Genomic DNA, 23361 nt, shown 5'->3' with positions numbered 1-23361 from the left:
GTGGTGGGCCGGAATCTAGGTAGTGCCTGATCGTTCGTCAAGCTGGAGCGATCAAATGAGCGGCTTGATCGGATTGTGATGTTGTCGCCGCGGCAGCGTATTGCCCCGATTTTCCGGCATTCCAGTGATCGCGAGGGCGGCTTCGGAAGCCCGGCAGGTCGATCATGTCAGATCATTTGATCCAAATCTCTTGACTCCGATCGCCTATCTGCTCAGGATGACAGCCAATCGCCCCCACCCTCTGCGGGTCCCGGCCGGAGCCGACCGTTTCCGGGCCCTGTGCACCCTCGTCCTAAGGAGCCCACCGATGCGCTCGACCCCCCTCTCCCGGCGCAGAGCCCTCCGCACCGCCGCCGCGGCCACCTCGGCCGCGCTCTGCGTCACCCTGCTCGCCGCCTGCGGCAGCAGCGGCGACGGGGCGGCGGCCACCGCCGCGGACGACGGCAAGCCGGTCAGCCTGACCTTCTGGGGCTGGGCGAAGGGCACCAAGGACGTGGTCGCCGCGTTCAACGCGAGCCACCCGAACATCCAGGTCGTCTTCGAGGAGATCCCGGCCGGCGCGGCCGGCGGCTACGCCAAGCTCTCCAACGCGGTGAAGGCCGGCAACGCCCCCGACGTCTTCAACGTCGAGTACCCGCAGCTGCCGGACTTCGTCAGCCAGGGCGCCGTCCAGGACATCAGCAAGCTGGTCGACGGCGACCTCAAGGCCAAGTACCTGCCGCAGGCCGTCGAACTCACCTCGCTCGGCGGCCGCACCTGGGCCCTGCCGCTGGACGCCTCCCCCCAGGTCTTCTACTACCGCAAGGACCTCTTCGCCAAGGCCGGCATCACCGTCCCCAAGACCTGGGACGAGTTCCGCACCGCGGCGCAGCAGCTGAAGGCCGCCCAGCCCGACACCCGCATCGCCACCTTCTTCCCCGACGACCCGACCACCTTCGAGGCGATGGCCTGGCAGAACGGCGCCCACTGGTTCGCCGCCGCCGACGAGGCCTGGAAGGCCGACCTGACCGGGCCGGAGACCCGCAAGGTCGCCGACTACTGGCAGAAGCTGGCCGACGAGGACCTCGTGCGCGTCATGCCGTCCTTCAGCCAGCAGTGGACCGCCTCCCTGCAAAAGGGCGAGACGGCCGGCTACCTCGGCGCCACCTGGGGCGGCGGCGTCCTGAAGGCCAACCTCGGCACCGCCCCCGAGGTCAACGGCACCTGGGCGGCCGCGCCGATGCCCAGCTGGGACGGCAGCCCCGCCAGCGGCATGCTCGGCGGCACCACCTTCGCCGTGTCCAAGGACAGCAAGAAGGCCAAGGCCGCCGTCGAGTTCGCCACCTGGGCGACCACCACCGCGGACGGCTTCAAGGCCCGGATCTCCTCCGGCACCTCCTCCGCCTACCCGGCCGCCACCGAGCTCGTGCCGGCCGCCAAGCAGGCCTTCAACACCGACTTCTACGGCGGCCAGGACCTCTACGCCCTCTACGCGGACGCCGCCAAGTCCGTCAAGCCGGGCTGGACCTGGGGCCCGGCGATGGGCGTCACCAACGGCTCGCTGAAGGACTCCTTCGGCAAGGTCGCCGGCCGGACCGGCACCATCGACGAGTCGCTCACCGCCGCGCAGCAGGCCACCCTCGCCGAGTTCAAGAACCGCGGACTGAAGGTCGCCCAGTGACCACCGGCACCCATCCCGGCCGTACCGCCCGCGCCACCGCCGGCCGGTGGCGCGGGCGGTACGGGGCACCGGCCGTGCTGCTCGCCCCGTTCCTCCTGCTCTTCACCGCGTGCACGCTGATCCCGATCGGCTACGCGATCCGGCTCAGCCTCTTCACCGAACACCGCTCCGGCCTCGGCTTCGGCGACGCCGAGACGGTCTTCACCGGGCTCGGCAACTACACCCGGGCACTGTCGGACGCGGCCTTCCGCGGCGGCTTCCTGACCGCCGCCCAGTACTGCCTGATCTACATCCCGCTGATGACCGGCCTGGCGCTCGTCCTGGCCCTGCTGCTGGACTCCACGCTGGCCCGCGCCCGGCGCTTCTTCCAACTGGCGCTGTTCATCCCGCACGCCGTGCCCGGCATCATCGCCGCGCTGCTGTGGATGTACCTCTACACCCCCGGCATCAGCCCCGTACTGGACGCACTGGAGTCCCTGGGCACCCAGCCCGACCCGCTCGGCCACCCGCTGCCCGCCGTCGTCAACATGGCGCTGTGGCAGTGGACCGGCTACAACCTGGTCATCTTCTACGCCGCGCTGCAGGCCGTCGACCGCTCCGTGCTGGAGGCCGCCGTCGTCGACGGCGCCGGGGAGCTGCGCACCGCCCTGAACATCAAGGTGCCGCTGATCCGGCCCTCGATCGCCATGGTCGGCCTGTTCACCGTCATCGGCTCGCTCCAGCTGTTCACCGAGCCGATGATCCTCTACGGCACCTCACCGGGCGTCACCTCCTCCTGGACCCCGAACATGTACGCCTACACGGCCGCCTTCGAACGCCACGACTACGGGCTCGCCGCTTCCGCCTCGGTGCTGCTGGCCCTCGCCGCGGCGGGGCTCTCCTTCGCCGTCACCCGGCTCACCCGGGGCCGCTCCGACCGCCGGCGGGAGGCCGACGCATGACCACCACCGCCACCCGCCCCAGCGGCGCCCCGCCCCGCCGCCCGGCCCGCGCCGCCCGGCCGCGCCGCCCCTGGACACTCTCCAAGACCGCCGTCAACGGCACCCTGGTCCTGGCCACCGTCTACACCCTGTGGCCGCTCGGCTGGCTGCTCACCGCCTCCGCCAAGAACACCGCCGACCTGCTCGGCGGCAACGCCCTGGGCGCCGACAACTTCCGGCTCGGCCAGAACCTGCACGACCTGGCCACCACCGGCGGCGGCATCTACTTCCGCTGGTACCTGAACTCGCTGCTGTACGCCGGGATCGGCTCGCTGCTGTGCGCGCTGGTGTGCGTCGCGGCCGGCTACGCCTTCCACGTCTACCGCTTCCCCGGCAAGGAGAAGGTGTTCGGCCTCGTGCTGCTGGGCGTGCTGGTGCCCACCACCGCGCTCGCCCTGCCGATGTACCTGCTGGCCTCCGAGCTCGGCATCGTCAACACCTTCTGGGCGGTCTTCCTGCCCTCGCTGGTCAACCCCTTCGGCGTCTACCTGGCCCGGGTGTTCTGCGCCGGCTACGTGCCGAACGAGGTCCTGGAGGCCGCCCGGATGGACGGCGCCGGGGAGCTGCGGACCTTCTGGTCGATCGGGCTGCGGATGGTGATGCCCGGCTTCGTCACCGTCCTGCTGTTCCAGTTCACCGCCATCTGGAACAACTTCTTCCTGCCGCTGGTGATGCTCTCCGACAGCCGGCTCTTCCCGGTCAGCCTCGGCCTGTTCAGCTGGAACGCCCAGACCAAGGCCTTCCCCGAGTACTACCCGCTGGTCATCACCGGCTCGCTGCTCGCCGTCGTGCCGCTCGTCCTCGCGTTGGTGCTGCTCCAGCGGCACTGGAAGGCCGGCCTGACCGCGGGGAGCGTCAAGTGAGCCCGAACCCCGCCACCGCGGCGACCGGCACCGCCACCACGCCCGCCCCTACGCCCGACCGGGAGACCACCGTGCCCGACGGCCGGCCCGCCAGCCGCCCCCGCGCCGTCCTCGCCATGCACCGCGAGCTCGCCGGGCGCCTGATCGACCCGCACACCATGGCCCGGCTCACCGCCCTGGCCGACCTCGACCCGGCACTCGTCCTTGACGACTTCAGCACCCCCGAGGCCCGCGCGGCGCTCGCCGACGCCGAGGTGATCGTCTCCAGCTGGGGCTGCCCGCCGATCGACGAGGAGGTGCTGGCCGCCGCCCCGCGGCTGAGCGCCGTCATCCACGCCGCCGGCTCGGTCAAACACCACGTCACCGACGCCTGCTGGCGCCACGGCCTCAAGGTCACCTCCGCGGCCTGGGCCAACGCCCTGCCGGTCGCCGAGTACACCGTCGCCGTCGTCCTGCTCGCCAACAAGCGGCTGCTGCCGATCCGTGAGGAGTACCGGCGCCGCCGCGCCCCCTACGACTGGCAGCTGGCGTACGGGGCGGCCGGCAACTACCGGCGCACCGTCGGCATCGTCGGCGCCTCCCGGATCGGCCGGCGGGTGATGGAACTGCTGCGCCCGCACGACCTGGACCTGCTGCTCCACGACCCGTACGTCGACCCCGCCGAGGCCGCCCGGCTCGGCGCCCGCGCCGTGGAGATGGACGAACTCTGCGCGGCCTCCGACGTGGTGAGCGTGCACGCCCCCGAACTGCCGGCCACCCGGCACCTGATCGACGGCCGCCGGCTCGCCCTGATGCGCGACGGCGCCACCCTGGTCAACACCTCGCGCGGCTCCCTGGTCGACCAGGAAGCACTGGTGCGCGAGGCCGCCTCCGGACGCCTCGACGCCGTCATCGACGTCACCGAGCCGGAGGTGCTGCCCGCCGACTCCCCGCTCTACGAGCTGCCGAACGTCTTCCTCACCCCCCACGTGGCCGGCTCGCTCGGCGGCGAGCTGCACCGGATGGCGGCCGCCGCCGCCGACGAGCTCGCCCGCTACACCGCCGGGCATCCGTTCGCCCACCCCGTCCTCGCCGAGGACGGACACCGCACCGCGTGACCCCGCGCCGCGCCCCCGTGCCGCGCGGCCCCGCAGCACGCTCCTCTCAGCACGTCCCTCGCACCACGTGCTCCCCGCACCAGCAACGAATCGGAGAACCCCATGCCCCGCAGGGTGATCGGCATCGTCATGAACGGCGTCACCGGCCGGATGGGCTACCGCCAGCACCTGGTCCGCTCCATCCTCGCCATCCGCGACCAGGGCGGCCTGCCGCTCGGCGACGGCGACACGCTGTGGCCCGAGCCGATCCTGGTCGGCCGCAGCGCCGACAAGCTCAAGGACCTCGCCGACCGGCACGGCCTCACCCACTGGACCACCTCGCTCGACGAGGCCCTCGCCCACCCGCTCGCCGAGATCTACTTCGACGCCCAGGTCACCCCCGCCAGGGAGACCGCGCTGCGCACGGCGATCGCCGCCGGCAAGCACATCTACACCGAGAAGCCCACCGCCGAGTCGCTGGAGGCCGCGCTCGACCTCGCCCGCCTCGCCCGCGACGCCGGGGTGTGCAACGGCGCCGTCCAGGACAAGCTCTTCCTCCCCGGCCTGCGCAAGCTCAAGCGGCTGGTGGACGGCGGGTTCTTCGGCCGGATCCTCTCCGTGCGCGGCGAGTTCGGCTACTGGGTCTTCGAGGGCGACTGGCAGCAGGCCCAGCGGCCGTCCTGGAACTACCGCGCCGAGGACGGCGGCGGCATGGTCCTCGACATGTTCCCGCACTGGCGCTACGTGCTGGACGGCATCATCGCCCCCGTCCGCTCCGTGTACGCGCACACCGCCATCCACATCCCCGAGCGCACCGACGAGCGCGGGCAGGTCTACCAGGCCACCGCCGACGACGCCGCGTACGGCGTCTTCGAGCTGGAGGGCGGCATCACCGCCCAGATCAACTCCTCCTGGGCGGTCCGGGTGGACCGCGACGAACTGGTGGAGTTCCAGGTCGACGGCACGGAGGGCAGCGCGGTCGCCGGGCTGCGCGAGTGCCGCTTCCAGCACCGCGCGGCGACCCCCAAGCCGGTCTGGAACCCGGACCTGCCGGCGACCGAGCCGTTCCGCGCGCAGTGGCAGCGGGTGCCGGACAACGAGGAGTTCGACAACGGATTCAAGGCGCAGTGGGAGCTCTTCCTGCGCCACGTGACCACCGGCTCCCCGTACCACTGGGACCTGCTGGAGGGTGCCAAGGGCGTGCAGCTCGCCGAACTCGGCCTGCGCTCCGCCCGCGAGGGACGCCGGATGGACGTCCCCGAGCTGTCCCTGTGACGGCCGCCGGCCGCATCCGGGCCGGCCACCGAGCACCCGGCCGCCGGGGAGACCCGAGCGCCCCGCAGCCGCCCGCCGACGAGACGAATGCGCTGACACCATGACCGAGATCCACCTGCCCGGCCACGGCCGGCTCCGGCTGCGCGAGCCCGCCGTCCTGCCCGCCCCGCCCGCCCCCGCCCGCTCGCGGACGGCCTTCGCCGCCGCCCACGTGGTCGCCGACCCGCTGGGCGACAACGCCCCCGGCGCACCCGCCGCCGTCGACTGGGACGCCACCCTCGCCTTCCGCCGACACCTGTGGTCGCTGGGCCTCGGCGTGGCCGACGCGATGGACACCGCCCAGCGCGGCATGGGCCTCGACTGGCCGGCCACCCGCGAGCTGATCACCCGCTCCGGGGCCGAGGCCCGCGCCTGCGGCGGCCTGCTGGCCTGCGGCGTCGGCACCGACCAGCTCGCTCCCGGCCCCCACCCGCTGGACGCCGTCCGCGCCGCCTACGAGGAGCAGCTGACCGTCGTCCAGGAGGCCGGCGCGCAGCCGATCCTGATGGCCAGCCGCGCCCTGGCCGCCGCCGCGCGCGGCCCGGAGGACTACCTGGAGGTCTACGGCAAGCTGATCGCCGCCTGCGAGCGGCCGGTGCTGCTGCACTGGCTCGGCGAGATGTTCGACCCGGCGCTGGCCGGCTACTGGGGCTCCGCCGACCCCGACCCGGCCGCCGCGACCGTGCTGGAGCTGATCGGCGCGCACGCCGACCGGATCGAGGGCATCAAGGTCTCCCTGCTGGACTCCGACCGGGAGATCGCGCTGCGCCGCGCGCTGCCGGCCGGCGTGCGGATGTACACGGGCGACGACTTCCACTACCCCGAGCTGATCCGCGGCGACGAACACGGCCACAGCCACGCCCTGCTGGGCGTCTTCGACCCGATCGCGGCCACCGCCGCGGCGGCGCTGCGGGCGCTCGACGAGGGCGACCTCGACCGCTACGAGGAGCTGTTCGCGCCGACCGTGCCGCTGGCCCGGCACCTGTTCGCCGCGCCGACCTTCCACTACAAGACCGGCGTGGTCTTCCTCGCCTGGCTGGCGGGCCACCAGGACCACTTCACCATGGTGGGCGGCGCGCAGAGCGGACGTTCGGTGCCCCACCTGGTGGAACTGTTCCGGCTCGCGGACGCCGCCGCCGTGCTCCCCGACCCGGATCTCGCGGCCGACCGGATGCGCCGGCTGCTCGCCGTCGCGGGGGTGGCGGCATGAGCGGCGCCGGCGCGGCGAACGGCCTCGCGAGGCTGTCGCTCAACCAGATCACCACCCGGGGCTGGAGCCTTCCGGAGGCCGTGCGGGGCTGCGTGGACGCCGGCATCCCGGCCATCGGGCTCTGGCGCGACAAGGTCGCCGAAACCGGCCTGGCCCGCTCCGCGAAGCTGTGCCGGGACGCCGGACTCGCCGTCAGCAGCCTCTGCCGGGGCGGCTTCCTCACCGCCGACGGCCCCGAGCGGCGCCGGGCCGCGCTCGCCGACAACCTCCAGGCCATCGAGGAGGCCGCCGAACTCGGCACCGACACCCTGGTCCTGGTCGTCGGCGGCCTGCCGGCCGGCAGCCGCGACCTGGTCGGCGCCCGCGCCGCCGTCGCCGACCTGCTCGCCGAACTCGCCACGCACGCGGGCGACTTCGGTGTACGACTGGCGATCGAGCCACTGCACCCGATGTTCTGCGCCGACCGGGCGGTGGTCTCCACCCTGGCCCAGGCGCTCGACCTCGCCGCCCCGTACCCCGCCCGGCAGGTCGGCGTCGTCGTCGACAGCTACCACGTCTGGTGGGACCCGGCACTGCCCGAGCAGATCGCCCGCGCCGGTCGAGAGGGCCGGATCGCCTCCTACCAGGTGTGCGACTGGACCCTGCCGCTGCCCGCCGACGCCCTGCTCGGCCGGGGCCACGTCGGTGACGGCCACATCGACTTCCGCACCCTCACCGACCTGGTCACCGCCGCCGGGTACGAGGGCTGGATCGAGGTCGAGATCTTCAACCAGGAGATCTGGGACACCCCGGGCGAGCTGACGCTGCGCACCCTGATCGAGCGGCACCTGACGCACCTGGCCTCGCCGTGAGAGTCGTCGTCGCGCCCGACTCCTTCAAGGGCACCGTCACCGCCCGGGACGCCGCCCTGGCGCTGTCCGCCGGCTGGCGCTCGGTGCGGCCGGACGACGAGCTGCTGCTCCGTCCGATGGCCGACGGCGGGGAGGGCACCCTCGACGCGCTCGCGGCCGCCCTCCCCGGCGCCGTCCCGTACCCGGTCCCCGACTGCACCGGCCCCGACGGGGGGCCGGTCACCGGCCGCTACGCGCTGCTGCCGGACGGCACCGCGCTGGTCGAACTCGCCGACACCGGCGGCCTGCCGCTGCTCGGCGGCGCCCTCGCCCCGCTCACCGCCGGCACCCGCGGCACGGGCGAGACCATCGCCGCCGCACTGGACGCCGGCGCGCGGCAGGTGACCGTCGCACTCGGCGGCTCCGCGTCCACCGACGGCGGCGCCGGGCTGCTGGCCGCCCTCGGCCTGCGGCTGCTGGACGACACCGGCGCCGACCTCCCGGACGGCGGCGGCGCCCTCACCCGGGCCGCCCGGCTCGACCGCACCGCCCTGCGCGCCGCCCCGCCCGGCGGCGTCCGGCTGCTGACCGACGTGACCAACCCGCTGCTCGGCCCCACCGGGGCGGCCGCCGTCTACGGGCCGCAGAAGGGTGCCGACCCGGCCCGGATCGCCGTCCTGGAGGCGGGGCTGCGCCGCTTCGCCGACCTGCTCGGGGGCGACCCGGCCCTCCCCGGCTCCGGCGCGGCCGGCGGCACCGCGTACGGCCTGGTGACCGCCTGGGGTGCGCAGGTGGTCCCCGGCGCGGCGGCGGTGGCCGAGCTGACCGGCCTCGACGAAGCCCTCACCGGGGCCGGCCTGGTGATCACCGGCGAGGGCCGCTTCGACCGCACCAGCCTGCTCGGCAAGGCGGTCGGCGAGGTCCTCGCCCGCGCGGAGCGGGCCGGCGTCCCCGCCCGGGTCGTCGCCGGGGAGGCCTCCGACCCCGGCGCGCTCACCCTCACCGGGCTGTCCGGGGACCCGGCCGACGCCCGCCACCGGGCGGCCCACTGGCTCACCGCCGCCGGCGCCCGACTGGCCCGCGCGGCGCCTCCTTTCACCGTCTGACGACGTGGAAGGCCTCCCGCGATCCGGACCACGCGGCCGAGAAGGCCCGCGCCGAGCACCTCCACTCGATCGCCTCCACCCGAGCACCTCCACCCGAGCACCTCCACCCGAGCACCTCCACTCGATCGCCGACGGCGAGGTCATACCGAAGACGCCCACCGTCGTCCCGCCCGGCCCCCACCTCCCAGGAGGAGCTCCCCCCATGACCGCCGCGCCGAACCCCGCCCTGCTCTCCCGCCGCCGCCTGCTGCGACTCGCCGCCATCGGCACCACCGCCCTCACCCTCGGTGCCCTCCCCACCCCCGCCACGGCCGCGGCCGACGCCTACGACACCCTGCGCCTGCGCTGGCTCGACCTGCTCACCGGCACCGGCTTCGACCCGGCCACGGCCCCCTACGCCACCACCCTCGCCGCCCTCGGCGACCGGGCCCGCACCCAGCTCCAGGCCATGGCCCCGACCTCCACATCCCTCTGGCCGGACCTCCCCTTGGGCACCGCCTCGGCGAACGTCACCGCCTCCCACACCCGCCTGCGCACCCTGGCCATGGCCTGGGCGCAGCCCGGCACCGGTCTGACCGGTGACCAGGCCCTGGCCACCGCGATCACCACCGGCCTGAACCACCTCAACACCACCACCGGCGCCTACACCCCCACGGCCACCGCCTACGGCAACTGGTGGGACTGGCAGATCGGCACCCCGCAGGCCCTCCTCGACACCTGCGTCCTGGCCCACGACCTCCTGCCGCCCACCCGGCTCTCCGCCCTGCTCGCCGCCGTGGACCGCCAGGTCCCCGACTCCCTGGTGTCGAGCTACACGGGCACCAGCACCGGCGGCAACCGGGTGGACCTGTGCCGCGTCCTGGCCCTGCGCGGAGTGCTGGGCCGCACCTCCGCCAAGCTCACCACCGCCACCACCGCGCTCTCCCCGGTCTTCCCGTACGTCCTGGCCGGCGACGGCCTGTACGCCGACGGCTCCTTCGTCCAGCACACCTGGGTGCCGTACACCGGCTCCTACGGGGAGGTGCTGCTCGGTGGCCTGAGCAGGCTCTTCGCCCTGCTGGCCGGTTCCGCCTGGCAGATCTCCGACCCGTCCCGGCAGAACGTCTTCGACGCCGTCACCGACGCCTACGCGCCCTTCCTCTACAACGGCCTGGTGATGGACGCCGTGAGCGGGCGGGCCGTCAGCCGGGGCCGCCAGAGCGGCGACCAGCTCCAGCTCCAGCAGGACGACCACGTCCGGGGCCACACCCTGATCGGCCACATCCTGCGCCTCGCCGACTCCGGCGCCGCCCCGGCCGCCCAGTCCGCCGCCTGGCGCTCCGCCGTGAAGGGCTGGCTCACCCGTGACCACTACCTGCCCTACCTCTCCAACGCCTACCTCGACGTCCCCGAGCTCGCCCGTGCCCAGGCCCTCCTGAACTCCGCCACCGCCGCCGCCCCCGAGCCGCTCGGCGCCCGGGTGTTCGCGATGGACCGCGCCGTGGTCCGCCGCTCCGGCTGGGCCGCCTCGCTCAGCCTCTGCTCCGCCCGCACCACCTTCTACGAGACCGGCAACGGCGAGCACCTGCGCGGCTGGCACACCAACAACGGCATGCTCTCCTGGTGGGGTGCCACCTTTGGCAACGGCCAGTACTCGGACGCCTTCTGGCCCACCGTGGACCCGTACCGCCTGCCCGGCACCACCGTCTCCGCCAAGCCGCTCGCCGACGCCGCCGGCGGCACCTGGGGCGCACCCCGCCCGGACTCCACCTGGGCCGGCGGCGCCACCGACGGCACCTACGCCGCCGTCGGCCAGGACCTGCGCGGCCTCTCCTCCACCCTGACCGGACGCAAGTCCTGGTTCCTGCTGGACGATGCGGTGGTCTGCCTCGGCGCGGGCATCAGCTGCACCGACGGCACCCCGGTGGAGACCGTCGTCGACAACCGCAACCTCGGCCCCGCCGGCACCCACGCCCTCACCGTGGACGGTGCCGCCCAGCCCACCACCCTCGGCTGGTCCCAGCGCCTCGACGGCGCCCGCGCCGTCGCCGTCGCGGGTTTCGGCGGCTACGTCCTGCCCGCCGGCACCACCCTGCGGGCGAAGCGCGAGGCCCGCACCGGCAGTTGGCACGACATCAACACCGGCGGCTCCACCGAGCAGCTCACCCGCCGCTACCTCACCCTCTGGTTCGACCACGGCACCAACCCCACCGACGCCGGGTACGAGTACCAGGTGCTGCCCGGCGCGACCGCCGCGGCCACCGCGGCCCGGGCGGCCGCCCCCACCGTCACCACCCTCGCCAACTCCCGTACGGTCCAGGCGATATCCGACTCCGCCTCGGGTGTCACCGCCGCCAACTTCTTCGCCGCCGGCACGGCCGGGCCGCTCACCGCCTCCGCCCCCTGCTCGGTGCTGGTCCGCGACACCGACAGCACCCGCACCGTCACCGTCGCCGACCCCTCCCGCCGGGCCGCCACCGTCACGCTCACCCTCGCCGGCACGGGCCGCCCCACCGAGGCCGCCGAAGGCGTCAGTGTGCTCTCCACCGAGGGCGCGGTGACCCTCCTGGTGGAGCTCGGCGGCACCCAGGGCGCCGGCCGCACCATCACCCTCACCACCGCCTCCGGCGCCCCGGCGACCGCCACCGCGACCCTGCTCGACCCCACCCAGGACAGCTACGTCCGCGACGGCTCCTACGCCACCACCAACTACGGCACCGCCACCACCCTGACGGTCAAGAACACCAACACCACCGACAGCGGCTTCAGCCGGCGCGCCCTCCTCACCTTCGACACCACCGCCGTCCCCGGCACCGTCCGCCGCGCCGTCCTCTGGGTCCACGGCGCGGTCGCCGACTCCGGGGGCACCCTCGCCACCCTCCAGGCCTTCACCACCGCCCCCACCCCCTGGACCGAACCCGCCGTCACCTGGGCCAACGCCCCCGGCCTGGCCCAACCCCTCGGCACCGGCCGGATCTCCACCACACCCGACTGGATCCCCCTCGACGTCACCCCCGCCGTCACCCCGGGCAACCCCTCCCTCACCCTGGCCCTCTTCCAGCCCCTCGCCACCGTCGGCCTCGCCGTCAACCTCGACGCCCGCAGCCACACCACCTTCCACCCCGTCCTGGAGGTGATCACCTCCTGACCGGCCACCGCCGCACCATCGGGTCGCGGGACCGGACGCATCCATGGACGACGAGACGCCGCTGCGGGGCCGGGCCTACGGAACCGACCACGACGACCCCGTCCCCGGGCACGTGTACCGCGAGCGTGTCGGTGGTCCGCTCGACGGCCTCTCCTGGACGTCACCGCCTGGGACGCCGACCGGCTTGCCGGCGGCGCCGCGCTCGCCACCGAGATCGGCCAGTACGGCGCCGGCGGCCTCGGGGCCACACGACCGCGAGGTCAGCCGAGAACCCCGCCACCGGGTCCCACAGCGCGTCAGTTGGCATCGTGGCGGTGGTGAGGTTGCCGGAGAAGTCAGTCGTCCGCGTCCGCGAAGGCCGGATCCCACGCGGCCGGGGCCCCGGAGGCCACGGTCCGCCTGGTGCCATTCGACCCTCGGGCATCCGCCCGACTGCTTCTTGACGCGCTGGACCACCGCCAGGCCGTCCAGATGGCGGCTGAACTGCTCGAACTCCTGAAGCGCGAGGCCGAGTCCCAGGCCCGATGAACATTTGATCAGCGCGTGCGGCGTCCGGCACCAGCCGGGCGCCGCACGCGTTTCCAAGGTTCCACCCCACCGCCGACAGATCACCAGCGGATAGCGCCACCCCCGCCGGGGCATAGCCAGAACCAGACCCACCAGGGGAAGGAGACCAGCAGGATGTCGCGGCGGGATGCGGTACAGCCGGCGTTGAGGGTGATGCTGCAAAGGGAGGCCTACCCGGACCCCTACCTGGAGCTGCTGCGCGTCGGCGTGGAGCACCAGGACGTCGCCGAGGACATCGTTCTGACGCTGGCGGTGGACGGGGCGCTCGTCACCGGGACCGTGATCCCGACCGCGGAATGGGAGGACCTGTACGTCCGACAGGTAGCGGAAGCCGACTATTACGGGATGCGGAAGGTCGTGCGGGAGGTGATCGGGCACCTGGACCAGGCCGTCGAGGGCGGGCGTCGCCGCAGGGCGGCCGACCCACGCTTCCTGCACCTGAAAGACGTCACCGTCCGCTCGGGGCGGAGCGCCCGGAGGCTGCCGGCCTGGCGGGGGCCGCTCGCGGCCGTCGGTGGCTGGAGCCTGGGCGAGCCGGACGAATGCTGAGGGTCCCGTCGGGCGCGCGCGACCGACAGGTACGGATCGTCGCCGGGTGCCGTTCGTCAGCTGCGGCGACTCAGGAAGCCCCTGCCGGGTCTACGTGGCGACGACCGGCGAGGCCGAGGCCGGCGGCGTACCAGTCGACGTGGGTGGCGACGGCGGCGAAGACGCCGGGCCACGTCTCCTCCTGGAGGATTGCCCGGAGCAGCAATTCGCGGACATCGGCGAGGTAGGCGTCGAGGCGGTGGCCGGTGCGGGTGAGTACCGCGCCCGCCGGCCGGGACCTGGGCCGCCCGATCCTGGATTCCCCGCTGGTGCGCGGCGCGATGTGGCTGTGCTGGAGTGGCCACGACGGCATCCGCACCCTCCACCAGGGCGCCGGCCTGGCCCGCGGCTGGACCGAGCGCGACGTCGACGGCCTGGACGGCTGGGTGGCCCTGGTCGACGGCCGGATCGTCCTTGCCACCCGCCCTGGCGGCCTGCCGGAGCCCGTCGTCCACGCCGAGGCCTGGCAGGCCGGCGCGACGCTGCACGCCGCCCTCGCCCAGCACCCCACCCGCCCCGACCACACCCAGGACGAAGACGAGGGCGAGGGCGACGACCAGGAGCACGGGATGCTCGGCGGCATCCGCCACCGGGTCCGCCGAGCATCCGCCGGGATGACCCCGGAAACCATCCAGCAGGCCCCGCACCAGGCCCGGGACGACGAACGCGCCGCCGACCGCTACGCCGACGCCGGCCACGAAGCCGCCTACGCCACCGCGGACACCATCCGCGCCGAGTGGCAGCGCGTCCGCGACCACACCGCCGAAACCCGCGCCGAGCGCTACGACCCCGACCACGACACCGCCCTCCAACACGCCCTGCGCGCCGAACGCCACCGACGCGACGTCGCCGACTGCGCCCGCGAGGCCGCCCACCGAGCCGGCCGCCCCGCCGCCTGCTCGCCGCCGAGTGCATCTGCCTGGGCCGCCGCCCGGCACTGGGGCCCTGCCTGTTGAGGCGCCAGCCGCCCGGTACCAAGGCCTCGTCCGCTGGCGCTGCCTGCTGTGCCTTTCCCGGTCCGCCGCCTGCTGTGCCGGGCTCGCCCAGCCTTCAGCGGCCGCCAGACCACCCCGCCGCTCGGCCCGTCGGCCGCCGTCGCCTGGTGGCTGGTGGATTCGTCACGGGCCGGGTGGTGGATCGTCGTGTGGTCCCGCTGCTGCGGTGTCGTCTTGGACAGCGCTGTTCCAGGCGTGCTGGTAGGTGGTGAGGGCAGCTCGTAGGCGCCGGCCTTGGGGGGTGTCGGGCAGGCGGAGCCGGCCGCGGCGACTGGCGAGGTCGGCGGTTGCCTGGCGGGCGGCGGGGAGCACCGTGGTGCTGCCGGCGGCCAGGGCTGCGCTGTGCCAGTAGAGCTGTCGGTTGACGGCTTTCGACAGGCCGGACGTCGGGTCGCCGATGAGCGCCTGGGCGGCGGTGGCGAGTTCGGCTTCGGCGGCTGCGAACGTGTCGTGGTTGTCGGGTGTCGGTGCGGGCACCGCCGCAGTGCCGGCCCGCCCGCCGTCGGCGACAGGCTCGTCCCCGGCGGCTGTGAGCGCGTCGTCGTCCTGCCCCCGTTCGGTGTCCGTCTGCCGCCGCGTCCCGCCGCTGTGGGGCGGGGCTGTCCCGCTCTGGCCGGGGGGGGGGGGGGGGCTGTGGTCGGAGCCTTCGTCGTGGCCCTGGCCGCCGTCCGGACCGGCTGGAGGGACCGGAATGAACGTCCCGGGCCAGCGTACTTAGACACCACCGCGGGGACGGTTCCTGCTATTGTCACGCCCCTAGGCTTTGAACGTGTTCAATATTGGGGGGCGAGTGGATACGTCGGGCGTGTGTCGGCCGGTGCCGCGGGCGGCACGGGTTCTGGTGGTACTGGCGATGCTGTGCACGGCACCAGCACTGGTCTGGGCGGCCGCCAGCGGCGGGACCTTCCTCGACGGTCCGCTCATGCTCGGTTCACTGGTAACACCCGTACCCCTTCTCGCGCGGAGTGCGGACAACTTTCGGGCAGCTTGCCGGGTCACCGGCTGGGGGGTGCTCGCGCTCTCGGCTGTCGGCTTCCTCTTCGGCCTCTTCGTGCTGGCGCCGGTGGGCATCGTTCTGCTCGCCGCGGCAAGCCGGTCGTGTCCCGGGTCCCGCCGCCTCCCGCTGCTGGTCGGCACCCTGGTGCCGGTGGTGACCCTCGGCCTTGCCGGCTGGGTGTTCGGCCCGTTGCTGATCGGCCCGTACTTCAGGGAGCCGGACGCTTTCCTCGCCACCGTTCGTGAGGGCAGTTCACTCCTTGGCCCGTCGCTTCCGGCGGAGCTCCTGGTCGACGGCTCAGGCCTCGGCCACGGTGCCACAAGCGTCAGTGTGGGGCAGACCGGCGGAGTGCCGGGCGGCACGCTCACGGTCGTCTTCGCCCCTCGCACTCCCGCCGCCGATCTGGCCGTCCTGCGGCAGAGGATCGCGGGCCTGCCGGGCGTCGGCGATGTCAGGCTCTGCAACCCACCCGCCCACAACTGCCGCTGACCGGGAACCGGACCCGCCGCCCGGTTGGCCGCTGCCGCTTGCCCGCGCGCCGGCCGCCCGCCCCGGGCACCGAGCGGGTGCGGACGGTCCGTGCTGCACCAGGTTTTCGATCCGGGCGGCACCGGGCCGGGGCTGCGGCCAACGGCTCGTCGACGGCGGGGTTCTCCTCGGCGCCGGCAGCTGGTCGACTCCCGCGTCGCCCCGATCGGCGCCCAGCTCGTCTGAGGCCCACCCGCCCCGGTCCGCTGCCGCACCGGTTCTTCGCCGGGTTCGCCAGGGGGCCTCGCCCCGGCGTCGTCGTTCCGGCGGTTGTCGGGCTCCGGCGTCGGTTGTCGGCTTCGTCGCCGCTCCGGGTGCCGTCCGGCTTGCCTCGGCGACGTCCCGTCCCACCCGCATCCGGTGCTGTCGTCGTGGCGGTCGGCGGTCGGTCCGCTCGCCGAGCGCGCCGGGTCGACGTCCTCGCCGCTGCCCCGGTCATGGCCGCCCGTCGTTCGGCTCGCTGCTGTTCCCAGCCTGCTGCCGCCGTTCCGGCTCGTCCTCGCGACGTCCTGGCCTGCCGCCTGCCGCCTGCCGTCCGGCCTCGGCGTTTGCCGCCGCCCCGCCGCCGTCCCGCTGCTCCGGCGTCGTCCCGGTGTCGCGGTCCGGCTTGTTCGCTGGGCTGGGCCGAGTAGCGGGTGTTCGCGGCGGGGCCGGCGTACACGGCGGAGGCCTGTCCGTGGTGTTCCGTTACCGTCCCGCCGTGACGGAACCCGCTGGGCCCGTGCCCGGCCGCCGGGCGGTGCCCCGCGGCCGCGCGCCGTTCCGTCGCCTAGGGTGCCTCGACGGCCCGCGGGTCGCTGGTCAGCGCGTAGCGGCGGGCGGCTGTTCGGCGGTGCTGCCGATCTCCTCGCCGGGGATACCCAGGGCTTCCTCGGCTTTGCGGTCGCAGAGGTAGCCGGGGGCGACCTGAAGGGCGAGCAGGCCGAGCTCGTGGCGGACGTTCAGCCGTTGCCGGGCCATGTCGCGGCCCCGGGCGACGCAGGAGTGCCACTGCTCGGTGTCCCAGCCGTCGGGGCCGTGGACGACGGCGAGCTCGGCGGCCGGAACGTCGGGCCGGGACCGGACGTCGGCGACCGAACGCGCGATGATCTCGGCGACGACCGTGGCCTCGGGCGGCCGCCCGCCCGAGGCCACGGCGTCGGCCAGGCGCTCGGCGATCAGGTCGGTGAGCTCCGCGAGCCTGCCCTTGAGGTCGACGACCGCCCGCACCGGCAGCACCAGGCCGGTGTCCCACGCGTGGGACAGCTCCAGGCCGGCTTCCCGCCGGACCGTGGCCTCGATCGCCTCGGCCGCGGCCGCCAGGTCCAGCAGCCGGTAGGCGGTCGAGCGGCTCACCCCGAACTCGGCGCCGACCGTGCCCCGCTTCTCGGCCTTTCCAACCTCGCCGCCACCCACTATGTCCTGTCCGCACACCCGGAGAAGAAGAACGGCCCCATCGCCTCGTAGAGCTACGACCGTGGGGACCGACAGGGCGGCGAGGCGGCGGCGGACCGTGAGCGTGAGCAGCAGCCACTACGTCGAGTGGCGCCTGCCTGGCTATGACCCGATCCTGGAGCTGGGCGTGGCGCCCGCGTGGCTCCAGGTCAGCGAGCAGATTCCGACTACAGCACGGGGAACGATCATGGCCAACGTCACATGCTTTTCGGTCCACCCAGAACCACAGTCCATCCCGCCCGACGGGACGGTCTTTTTCTCGGTAGGCCCGGATGATCGTTTCGGCGGCGCCGCGATCACGGCCACTGTCCAGGCGGGCTCAGGCTCGGGAAAGACCGTGTTTGCCGAGGTGATACAGATGGCCACGCGGAGTCAGATCGACTTTCCCGGACCTGCGACGAGCCACTTCCTCGACATCGTCGTCAGGAACAACGGTCACGTCAGCGACGGCGCCGCGACCATCGACTTCTACGACGTTTTCATCACCTCTATCACTCCGTAGCCCGCTCCGACGGTGGTTTCAGATAGTGGCCCCACCGGGCCGCCGGCCAGCGCAGCCACAACTGCGAGCCGCGCTGCGGCCGGCTACGGCTACCCCGGCGACGCCGAGCGCCTGGACGCCGAACTCGCCGAGCAGCTGCTGCGCCGCGTGCTGGTCGACCGACTCGACCAGGTTCCCCGCCGTCGTGGACCTGGTCGCGGTCGCCGAGATCGCCGCCGCCTACCGCGGCCGCGTGCTGCTCGCCGCCGACCCGGAGACATCCGACGCCGTCGACCAGGCCGTCGCCGACCTGCTGGCGCGGCAGGGCGCCGAGTGACCGACCAGCACCAGCAGCCGGACCCGGCAGACGCCGTGGTCACCGACCGCGCCGCCCAGCGCGCCAAGGAGCTCGGCGCCACCAAGGCACTGGAAGCGCTGCGCGCCAACTCGCACACCGGCCGCGGCTCGGCCGCCCGCTCCGCACCGTCACCGAGGGCAGCCAGCACAGGCACCGATCCATGAGGGCTGCGGAGTCCTTCCACCTGCCATCGAACTCGCCGATTAGGTGGCGCCCGCTGTGCGGGAGGGACGGCGGGCGCGCCCGGGGCCGGGGCGACGTTGTCCGCCGGGGGCGGGCCGTGGCGGTGGTGAGCGCTCGGCGAAGGCCGGCCCCCGCCCGGCCGCCTCCCATGCGTGGGGTGACGGCGACTCCGCCAGGCCGCCAGGAGGACGAGCCCGTCGTTCTGGCCGATGTCGCCGACCGCCCCGGTGCCCGTCCCGGCCGACGACGACGCGCGCCCGCCCGCTGCACTGCCGCCTGCCCGCGCACCGTCCGGTTCTGCCCCGGCCGCCGCCGGCTGCCCGGTTCTGTACCGCCTGCTGCCGATCGCCTCGCTCGGGCCGCCGGCGTACCGTCACCCGACGGTCGGCGAGTCGCCGATCGGTCGGGCCCGCACCGCCGCCCGGCCCGCCGCCGGTCGAGGCCCGCTGCCCCGCCTTCAGCCGCCGCCCGGCCGGCCCGGCCTGGCCTGCTCTGGTGCGGCTGCGCTGCCCGGTGGTTGGTTTCGTTACGGGCTGGGTTGTGGTGGATCGTCGTGTCGTTCCGTCACGGTGCTGTTCCCGGTGCTGTCGCGGTGCCGGTTCTGGTGGTGTTCCAGGTGTTCTCGTAGGCGGTGAGGGCGGTGTGGAGGCGTTGGCCTTGGGGGGTGTCGGGCAGGCGGAGCCGGCCGCGGCGGCTGGCGAGGTCGGCGGTGGCGTAGCGGAGGTGGGGCAGCAGCATGTCCTCACCGCGGACCAGCGCGGTGGTGTGTCGGTACAGCTGTCGGTCGACGGCTTTCGACAGGCCGGACGTCGGGTCGCCGATGAGCGCCCGGGCGGCGGCGGCGAGTTCGGTCTCGGCGGCCGTGAACGTGTCGTGGCTGTCGGGTGTCGGCGCGGGCACCACCGTGGTGTCGGCCCGCCCGCCGTCGGCGACGGGCCCGTCCCCGGCGGCCGCGAGCGCGTCGTCGTCCCGGCCCCGGCCGGGGGCGGGGTTCGTCTGCCGCTGCGTCCCGCCGTCGTAGTTCGGCCCGCTCTCCGGCTCGGCGACCGGCGCGTCCGGCCGCTGCGCCCCGTTGCCGTGGGGTGGGGCGGTCCCGGTCTGGCCGGGGCCCGGCAGGGCGGCGGGTTCGGTCTCGGTGGTGGCGGGCGCGGTGTCGTCCTGTTCCGGGCTGGGGCCTGGTGGGGTGGCGGCCCCGGTCTGGCCGGGTACGGGCCGCTCGGGCCGGTGTGGTGGTGCTACGGCCGGTTCGGGGTGGGTGTGCGGGGTGCCGTCGTCGAAGACGACGGTGAGCCGGGCCCCGGCCGCCGTGGCCGTGTGCTGCGCCCCGGCGGTCCTGTCGTTGCCGCTGGGGTCGGGCTTCGCGCCGGTCGTGGCGGTGGTGGTCTGCTCGCGGTCCTTGCCGGGGGTGTTGTCGGCCGGGCGGTCGGGAGCCCCTGGTGCGCGTCGGCGGCGGGAGGGGAGGAGTTCGTCGTAGGCGGTGGTGGTGGGCAGGGGGCGGGTGTCCGGAGGAAGGACGGCCCGGACCCGTACCGGCTCGACGGCCGGCGCACGGCCACGGTCGGGGCTTTCACCGTGGCCGTGGCCGCCGTCCGGGACCGGGGCGTCCGCCTCCGCCGTCGTCTTGTCTGTCCCGGGCCGGCAGGTGTTCTGGAAGGCGGTCAGCAGGGCTTCGGGGACGGCCTGCTGGCCGTGGACCTGCGCGCGCTTGCCGCGCCCCGCGGGGGCGGGCTCGCCCTGCTGCCCGCGGGCCGCCTGGTCGAAGGTGGGTGCGGGGAGTCCGAGGAGGGCGAAGGCGCCGTCGAGTGCGGCCTGGGCGGTGCGGGCGTGCCGGACGAACACCGGGACCTGGCCGCCGTCCAGGCCCTCCAGTGCCCGCTGGGCGTGTTCGTCGCCGCCGAGGAGGGCCAGGAGGGCGCGGGCCTCGTCCCGTAGGGCGGGGAGTTCTTCCTCGAGGCGGCGCCGGCGGTGTTCGGCCTGGCGGCAGGCCGGGCTGCAGTGCAGGGCGGGGCGGCCGGTGGCCGCCTTCGGCAGGGCGCGGCCGCACCCGGGCCGTGCGCAGGCCGGCCCGGTGCTCAAGGTTTCCGTCACCCGGAAGATTCTGACGAAACGCCAGCCGGACCGGAAGCGGGCCCCGGCGCGTGAGGCCCGGCCGCGCGCCGTCCCGGCCGGCGTCCGGCCCGTCTCGGGGCGGGGTGCCTGGTCGTCGCCCGGCCCGCGGTCCCCTGTTCCCGGCCAGGCCCGTCGCCGCGCGGGGTCGACCCCTGAGTGCCCGCCGCTGGCCGGGGCTGTGCCGGGGTGGTTGCGTCACCGTCTCCCGGTGACGGAACCACCCGAAGGCCGCAGGGTGTGACCTGTCGGCCGTGATGGCCGTGGAATGGCCCCACAGGCCGGGTTGTCTGGACCTTTGGTTGTGCCTGCTGGGGGTGTTCGCGGGGTCGGTGTGGGATGGGGTTTGGTGACTGTGTGTGGTGGTTGGTGGGGTCGGAGGGCCGGGTCGGCCCGCTTGGGGGTGGGCCCGGTGTTGTGGGTTGTTTTCGGGGTGAATTCTTCCGGGTATTCCGTGCTGTTGCTTTTATGGATTCGCTGCCTGTGGTGGTCTGAATTCGGGTTGGGATTGCGGGGTGGTGGCGGGGGTTGGTGTTCGGTTTCGTCCAGGGGTGGAGCCGCCGGCCCCGCCCCGTCTGGGTCGTTCCGGCCTGCTGTGCCCTGCCCGCCCGCCCGCTGCGCCGCCGTCCAGGCCGGGCACGCCGTCCGGGCTTCGCCCCGTTCGGGGCCGTGCGCGGGTCGGGGGTGGCCGTCCGGGCCCCTTTGCGTCGTCGTCGCCGTCCCGCCGTGCTGGCCGCGGTCCGGGGCCGTGCTGCCATCCGGCTGCGCCTTCGGAGGCCCCGCTGCGCGCCGCCGTCGAGGCCGTGTCGCCGTCGAGGCCGTGCCCGTCCACTGCGCCGCTCGCTGGACGGGTGGGTGGCCGTCAGGCCGTCCTGATGGGGGAGGTGGGTCAGCGGCCGGCGAGGTGGCGGGAGGTGAGTTCGACGTCCTGGAGCTGGGTGGTGGTCAGGCGCCGGGCTTCCCAGATGACCGTGGCCAGGTCCACGGCCCGGGTGTGGAGCGGCGGCAGGTCGTCGGGTAGGTGGATGCCACCGAGTGCTGCGAGGTCGGGGGCGGGGATACCGAGCACGCCGGCGAAGCCGGCTACCAGCTCGGGGGTTGCTTCGACGGTGCCGCGGCCGACCCCGCCGATGGTGGACGGAGACAGGTAGATCCGTCCGTCGGTGACCGCGTACAGGGCCCTGACCGTGCTTGGCCAGGTGAGGTTCCGGCTGTGGGCGAGCCCCAGGAGCACCGCGCCGAAGCCCGGCTCGTACCGGTGGTACGGCCGGTCGACCCCGCCACGCCCCTCACGCCGCACCAGGGGCTGCGCCCGGATCGCGTCCAGCAGCGGTCGCCGGTTCTCGGCGGGCATGACCATCGCGTTGTAGACGACGGTGCTGATCGACCAGTTCGGGTTGCGGGTGATCGGTGTCAGGTCGTCGGGCACCGGTTGTCCGGCGAGGACGAACAGGTCAGCGGCGTGCAGGCCGAGTGCCGGTCCGAGGTCTCTCAATAGCCGTCCGGTCGGCGGCTGCCCGCCGAGCACGGTTTGCAGCTCTGCCGGGTCGATGCCGGCCGCTGACGCAAGCGTGGCGGAGCCGAGCGCCCGGTGGCCCGTCAGGTACGCCAGCAGCGCGCCGAACCGTAGTAGGCCTGCCATGTCGTCAGCCTACCGACGGTCGGCGGCCGCTAGGTGCTGGCCGTCCTGGGGCGCCGTCTGGAGCTGTAGGTGCAGTGCTGGTGCAACGCGGTGTTGTGCGGGGGTGCAACGCGGGGCTGTGTTGCGGGTCTGACCAGGTGTTATGTGGCTGGGGGCGGCGCGGGTGGGCGTGTTGCACCGGGCTGCGCCGGTTCGCCGGCCTCGGCGGCCCGCTGCCGCTTGTCCGCGTCGCCCGGTGCCGCGCCCCGCCCTGGTGGCCGTCCTGGTCCGGTGTTCGGTTTGGTGTCGCCGTTCCGGGAATTGGCCGGGTGACGTTGGACGGGATTTCTTGGTTGGTCGGGAAGGGCGGTCGCCGTGTCGTCGTGGAGGGCCGTAGGCCCCTTTTCGGCGCGCCTGAATTCGATTCCTCGCCGCTGGGCCCCGGAAGGGTTTCGGATTGCGGCCAGAAAGGGAACGAAAGGGAATCCGGATTCCCGCTGAGAGTACGGCCGGATAGAGCCGGAATGGACGGTTATCGCAAGGTTGCCTGTTAGCCCTCGGCACTCGCCAGGGAACCGTCATGATAGAGCTGTGCGGAAGCGTTGGGAACGCTTTGGAAACGCCGCCTGGTTTGATTCTAATTCCGCTCCGTATTCTGGGGTTGAGGGCCCGCCAGCCACCGCCGTCCGGGGGCAACGTGAGGGCCCGCCACCCGAGGCCAGGGAGGCCCGGGCCGGACCGGTGGGCCCGGAGGGTTCTCCCGAGGGCCGCAGGCCCCGCCCCAGGGGCGCCGGATGGGCCGCCGGCCCAGCAACCAGGCGGCGGACCGGCCACCGGCCGGGACCGGGGGAGGGGCCGGGAGGGGGAGGTTGTGACTGATATCGGAAGTCCGCGACACATCGTCAACGCCGAGGGCCGCAGGCCCCGGCCGGCACCCCGCCCGCTCGGAGGGATGGGCTACTACCCGAATTCCGCGTCACATCGTCAACGCTCACCCCCGGGCGCAGCCCGGGAAACCCTGCCAGCAACCGGCCCGCAGGGCCGTGAAAACACCAGCCCAACAAGACCAGAAAGCTGACCGATTGACGGGCCGTAGGCCCGGGGAAAAGCCACCAAAAAGGCGGAGCGCAGCGACGTCCCACGCCCGCTCCAACGGCGCGTGCCGCGCCCACGAATTCGCCACCGGCGAATTCCCCCAACCACCCACCGCCCGCCGAGGCGCAGCCGAGGCCACACCACGCACGGTGACGCCGTAGGCGGCACCCCCCGGCTGACGCCGCGTCAGCGGCGCCCCGGCCGCCAGGCCGGGGGTAAGGCCCTTCAGGGCCTTCCGCCCC

At 74.1% G+C, this 23361-nt stretch carries 21 protein-coding genes; 16 read left to right on the top strand and 5 right to left on the bottom strand.

Features of this window, described 5'->3' with window-relative positions; genetic code table 11:
- Positions 1–307 precede the first annotated feature (307 nt).
- The 11 genes from ACWDD9_RS20720 (at position 308) to ACWDD9_RS20670 (ending at position 13282) form a co-directional block, all read left to right on the top strand.
- Positions 308–1660: an ABC transporter substrate-binding protein gene (locus ACWDD9_RS20720; protein ID WP_079272882.1), complete on the top strand. Its 1353-nt coding sequence runs from the start codon at positions 308–310 to the stop codon at positions 1658–1660.
- Positions 1657–2601: a carbohydrate ABC transporter permease gene (locus ACWDD9_RS20715; protein ID WP_049657191.1), complete on the top strand. Its 945-nt coding sequence runs from the start codon at positions 1657–1659 to the stop codon at positions 2599–2601. Before ACWDD9_RS20720 ends, ACWDD9_RS20715 begins: the two co-directional genes overlap by 4 nt.
- Positions 2598–3503, top strand: a complete 906-nt coding sequence (locus ACWDD9_RS20710) for a carbohydrate ABC transporter permease (protein ID WP_049657190.1) — start codon at positions 2598–2600, stop codon at positions 3501–3503. The genes ACWDD9_RS20715 and ACWDD9_RS20710 overlap by 4 nt, the downstream gene beginning before the upstream one ends.
- 116 nt (positions 3504–3619) lie before the next feature.
- Positions 3620–4600: a hydroxyacid dehydrogenase gene (locus tag ACWDD9_RS20705; protein ID WP_449812371.1), complete on the top strand. Its 981-nt coding sequence runs from the start codon at positions 3620–3622 to the stop codon at positions 4598–4600.
- A 102-nt stretch (positions 4601–4702) separates the two neighbouring features.
- Positions 4703–5854 carry a Gfo/Idh/MocA family protein gene (locus ACWDD9_RS20700; RefSeq protein WP_449812261.1) on the top strand — a complete coding sequence of 384 codons (1152 nt, stop codon included), beginning with the start codon at positions 4703–4705 and terminating at the stop codon, positions 5852–5854.
- Positions 5855–5954: 100 nt separating this feature from the next.
- Positions 5955–7103 carry a dihydrodipicolinate synthase family protein gene (locus tag ACWDD9_RS20695; RefSeq protein ID WP_074006085.1) on the top strand — a complete coding sequence of 383 codons (1149 nt, stop codon included), beginning with the start codon at positions 5955–5957 and terminating at the stop codon, positions 7101–7103.
- Positions 7100–7954, top strand: coding sequence for a sugar phosphate isomerase/epimerase family protein (locus ACWDD9_RS20690; RefSeq protein ID WP_049660487.1), 855 nt, complete (start codon positions 7100–7102; stop codon positions 7952–7954). Before ACWDD9_RS20695 ends, ACWDD9_RS20690 begins: the two co-directional genes overlap by 4 nt.
- On the top strand, positions 7951–9039 hold the full coding sequence (locus tag ACWDD9_RS20685; protein WP_449812260.1) for a glycerate kinase: 1089 nt from the start codon (positions 7951–7953) through the stop codon (positions 9037–9039). The genes ACWDD9_RS20690 and ACWDD9_RS20685 overlap by 4 nt, the downstream gene beginning before the upstream one ends.
- 202 nt (positions 9040–9241) lie before the next feature.
- The gene (locus tag ACWDD9_RS20680; protein ID WP_449812259.1) at positions 9242–12166 is read left to right on the top strand and encodes a polysaccharide lyase family 8 super-sandwich domain-containing protein; all 2925 of its coding nucleotides are present in this window, start codon (positions 9242–9244) and stop codon (positions 12164–12166) included.
- 402 nt (positions 12167–12568) lie between these two features.
- Positions 12569–12694, top strand: coding sequence for a hypothetical protein (locus tag ACWDD9_RS20675; RefSeq protein WP_449812258.1), 126 nt, complete (start codon positions 12569–12571; stop codon positions 12692–12694).
- Positions 12695–12847: 153 nt separating this feature from the next.
- Positions 12848–13282 (top strand): hypothetical protein, encoded by a 435-nt coding sequence (locus ACWDD9_RS20670; RefSeq protein WP_449812257.1) that lies wholly within the window; start codon positions 12848–12850, stop codon positions 13280–13282.
- A gap of 70 nt (positions 13283–13352) precedes the next feature.
- Here ACWDD9_RS20670 and ACWDD9_RS20665 read toward each other — a convergent pair whose 3' ends face one another.
- On the bottom strand, positions 13353–13487 hold the full coding sequence (locus ACWDD9_RS20665) for a hypothetical protein (protein ID WP_274538711.1): 135 nt from the start codon (positions 13485–13487) through the stop codon (positions 13353–13355).
- A gap of 46 nt (positions 13488–13533) precedes the next feature.
- Between ACWDD9_RS20665 and ACWDD9_RS20660 the strand changes: the two genes are divergently transcribed.
- Complete coding sequence (locus ACWDD9_RS20660; RefSeq protein ID WP_449812256.1) at positions 13534–14277, top strand: hypothetical protein; 744 nt, start codon at positions 13534–13536, stop codon at positions 14275–14277.
- A 162-nt stretch (positions 14278–14439) separates the two neighbouring features.
- On the opposite strand, the gene ACWDD9_RS20655 is transcribed toward ACWDD9_RS20660, so the two are convergent.
- Complete coding sequence (locus tag ACWDD9_RS20655; RefSeq protein WP_449812255.1) at positions 14440–14793, bottom strand: hypothetical protein; 354 nt, start codon at positions 14791–14793, stop codon at positions 14440–14442.
- Positions 14794–15085: 292 nt separating this feature from the next.
- Here ACWDD9_RS20655 and ACWDD9_RS20650 point away from each other — a divergent pair, with 292 nt between their 5' ends.
- Positions 15086–15802: a hypothetical protein gene (locus ACWDD9_RS20650; protein WP_449812254.1), complete on the top strand. Its 717-nt coding sequence runs from the start codon at positions 15086–15088 to the stop codon at positions 15800–15802.
- Between the two features lie 840 nt (positions 15803–16642).
- On the opposite strand, the gene ACWDD9_RS20645 is transcribed toward ACWDD9_RS20650, so the two are convergent.
- The gene (locus ACWDD9_RS20645; protein WP_449812253.1) at positions 16643–17176 is read right to left on the bottom strand and encodes a hypothetical protein; all 534 of its coding nucleotides are present in this window, start codon (positions 17174–17176) and stop codon (positions 16643–16645) included.
- A gap of 163 nt (positions 17177–17339) precedes the next feature.
- On the opposite strand from ACWDD9_RS20645, the gene ACWDD9_RS20640 reads away from it, so the two are divergent.
- The 3 genes from ACWDD9_RS20640 (at position 17340) to ACWDD9_RS20630 (ending at position 18278) form a co-directional block, all read left to right on the top strand.
- A complete protein-coding gene (locus ACWDD9_RS20640) occupies positions 17340–17777 on the top strand; it encodes a hypothetical protein (RefSeq protein WP_449812252.1) in 438 nt (145 codons plus the stop codon).
- 184 nt (positions 17778–17961) lie between these two features.
- Complete coding sequence (locus tag ACWDD9_RS20635) at positions 17962–18093, top strand: hypothetical protein (protein WP_380739879.1); 132 nt, start codon at positions 17962–17964, stop codon at positions 18091–18093.
- Positions 18090–18278, top strand: a complete 189-nt coding sequence (locus ACWDD9_RS20630) for a hypothetical protein (protein WP_449812251.1) — start codon at positions 18090–18092, stop codon at positions 18276–18278. The genes ACWDD9_RS20635 and ACWDD9_RS20630 overlap by 4 nt, the downstream gene beginning before the upstream one ends.
- A 583-nt stretch (positions 18279–18861) precedes the next feature.
- Here ACWDD9_RS20630 and ACWDD9_RS20625 read toward each other — a convergent pair.
- A complete protein-coding gene (locus ACWDD9_RS20625; protein WP_449812250.1) occupies positions 18862–20385 on the bottom strand; it encodes a hypothetical protein in 1524 nt (507 codons plus the stop codon).
- Positions 20386–21292: 907 nt separating this feature from the next.
- Complete coding sequence (locus ACWDD9_RS20620; protein ID WP_449812249.1) at positions 21293–22045, bottom strand: hypothetical protein; 753 nt, start codon at positions 22043–22045, stop codon at positions 21293–21295.
- Positions 22046–23361: the final 1316 nt, after the last annotated feature.

Source organism: Kitasatospora sp. NPDC001119, assembly GCF_053598475.1.
The sequence above is the reverse complement of the archived record's forward strand: the minus strand, read 5'-3'. Positions and strand labels throughout refer to the sequence as shown.

Coding starts and splice junctions, on each gene's coding strand:
- ACWDD9_RS20700 (WP_449812261.1), top strand. CDS start 4,703: ATGCCCCGCAGGGTGATCGGCATCGTCATGAACGGCGTCACCGGCCGG.
- ACWDD9_RS20680 (WP_449812259.1), top strand. CDS start 9,242: ATGACCGCCGCGCCGAACCCCGCCCTGCTCTCCCGCCGCCGCCTGCTG.
- ACWDD9_RS20705 (WP_449812371.1), top strand. CDS start 3,620: ATGCACCGCGAGCTCGCCGGGCGCCTGATCGACCCGCACACCATGGCC.
- ACWDD9_RS20670 (WP_449812257.1), top strand. CDS start 12,848: ATGTCGCGGCGGGATGCGGTACAGCCGGCGTTGAGGGTGATGCTGCAA.
- ACWDD9_RS20710 (WP_049657190.1), top strand. CDS start 2,598: ATGACCACCACCGCCACCCGCCCCAGCGGCGCCCCGCCCCGCCGCCCG.
- ACWDD9_RS20720 (WP_079272882.1), top strand. CDS start 308: ATGCGCTCGACCCCCCTCTCCCGGCGCAGAGCCCTCCGCACCGCCGCC.
- ACWDD9_RS20690 (WP_049660487.1), top strand. CDS start 7,100: ATGAGCGGCGCCGGCGCGGCGAACGGCCTCGCGAGGCTGTCGCTCAAC.
- ACWDD9_RS20695 (WP_074006085.1), top strand. CDS start 5,955: ATGACCGAGATCCACCTGCCCGGCCACGGCCGGCTCCGGCTGCGCGAG.
- ACWDD9_RS20620 (WP_449812249.1), bottom strand. CDS start 22,045: ATGGCAGGCCTACTACGGTTCGGCGCGCTGCTGGCGTACCTGACGGGC.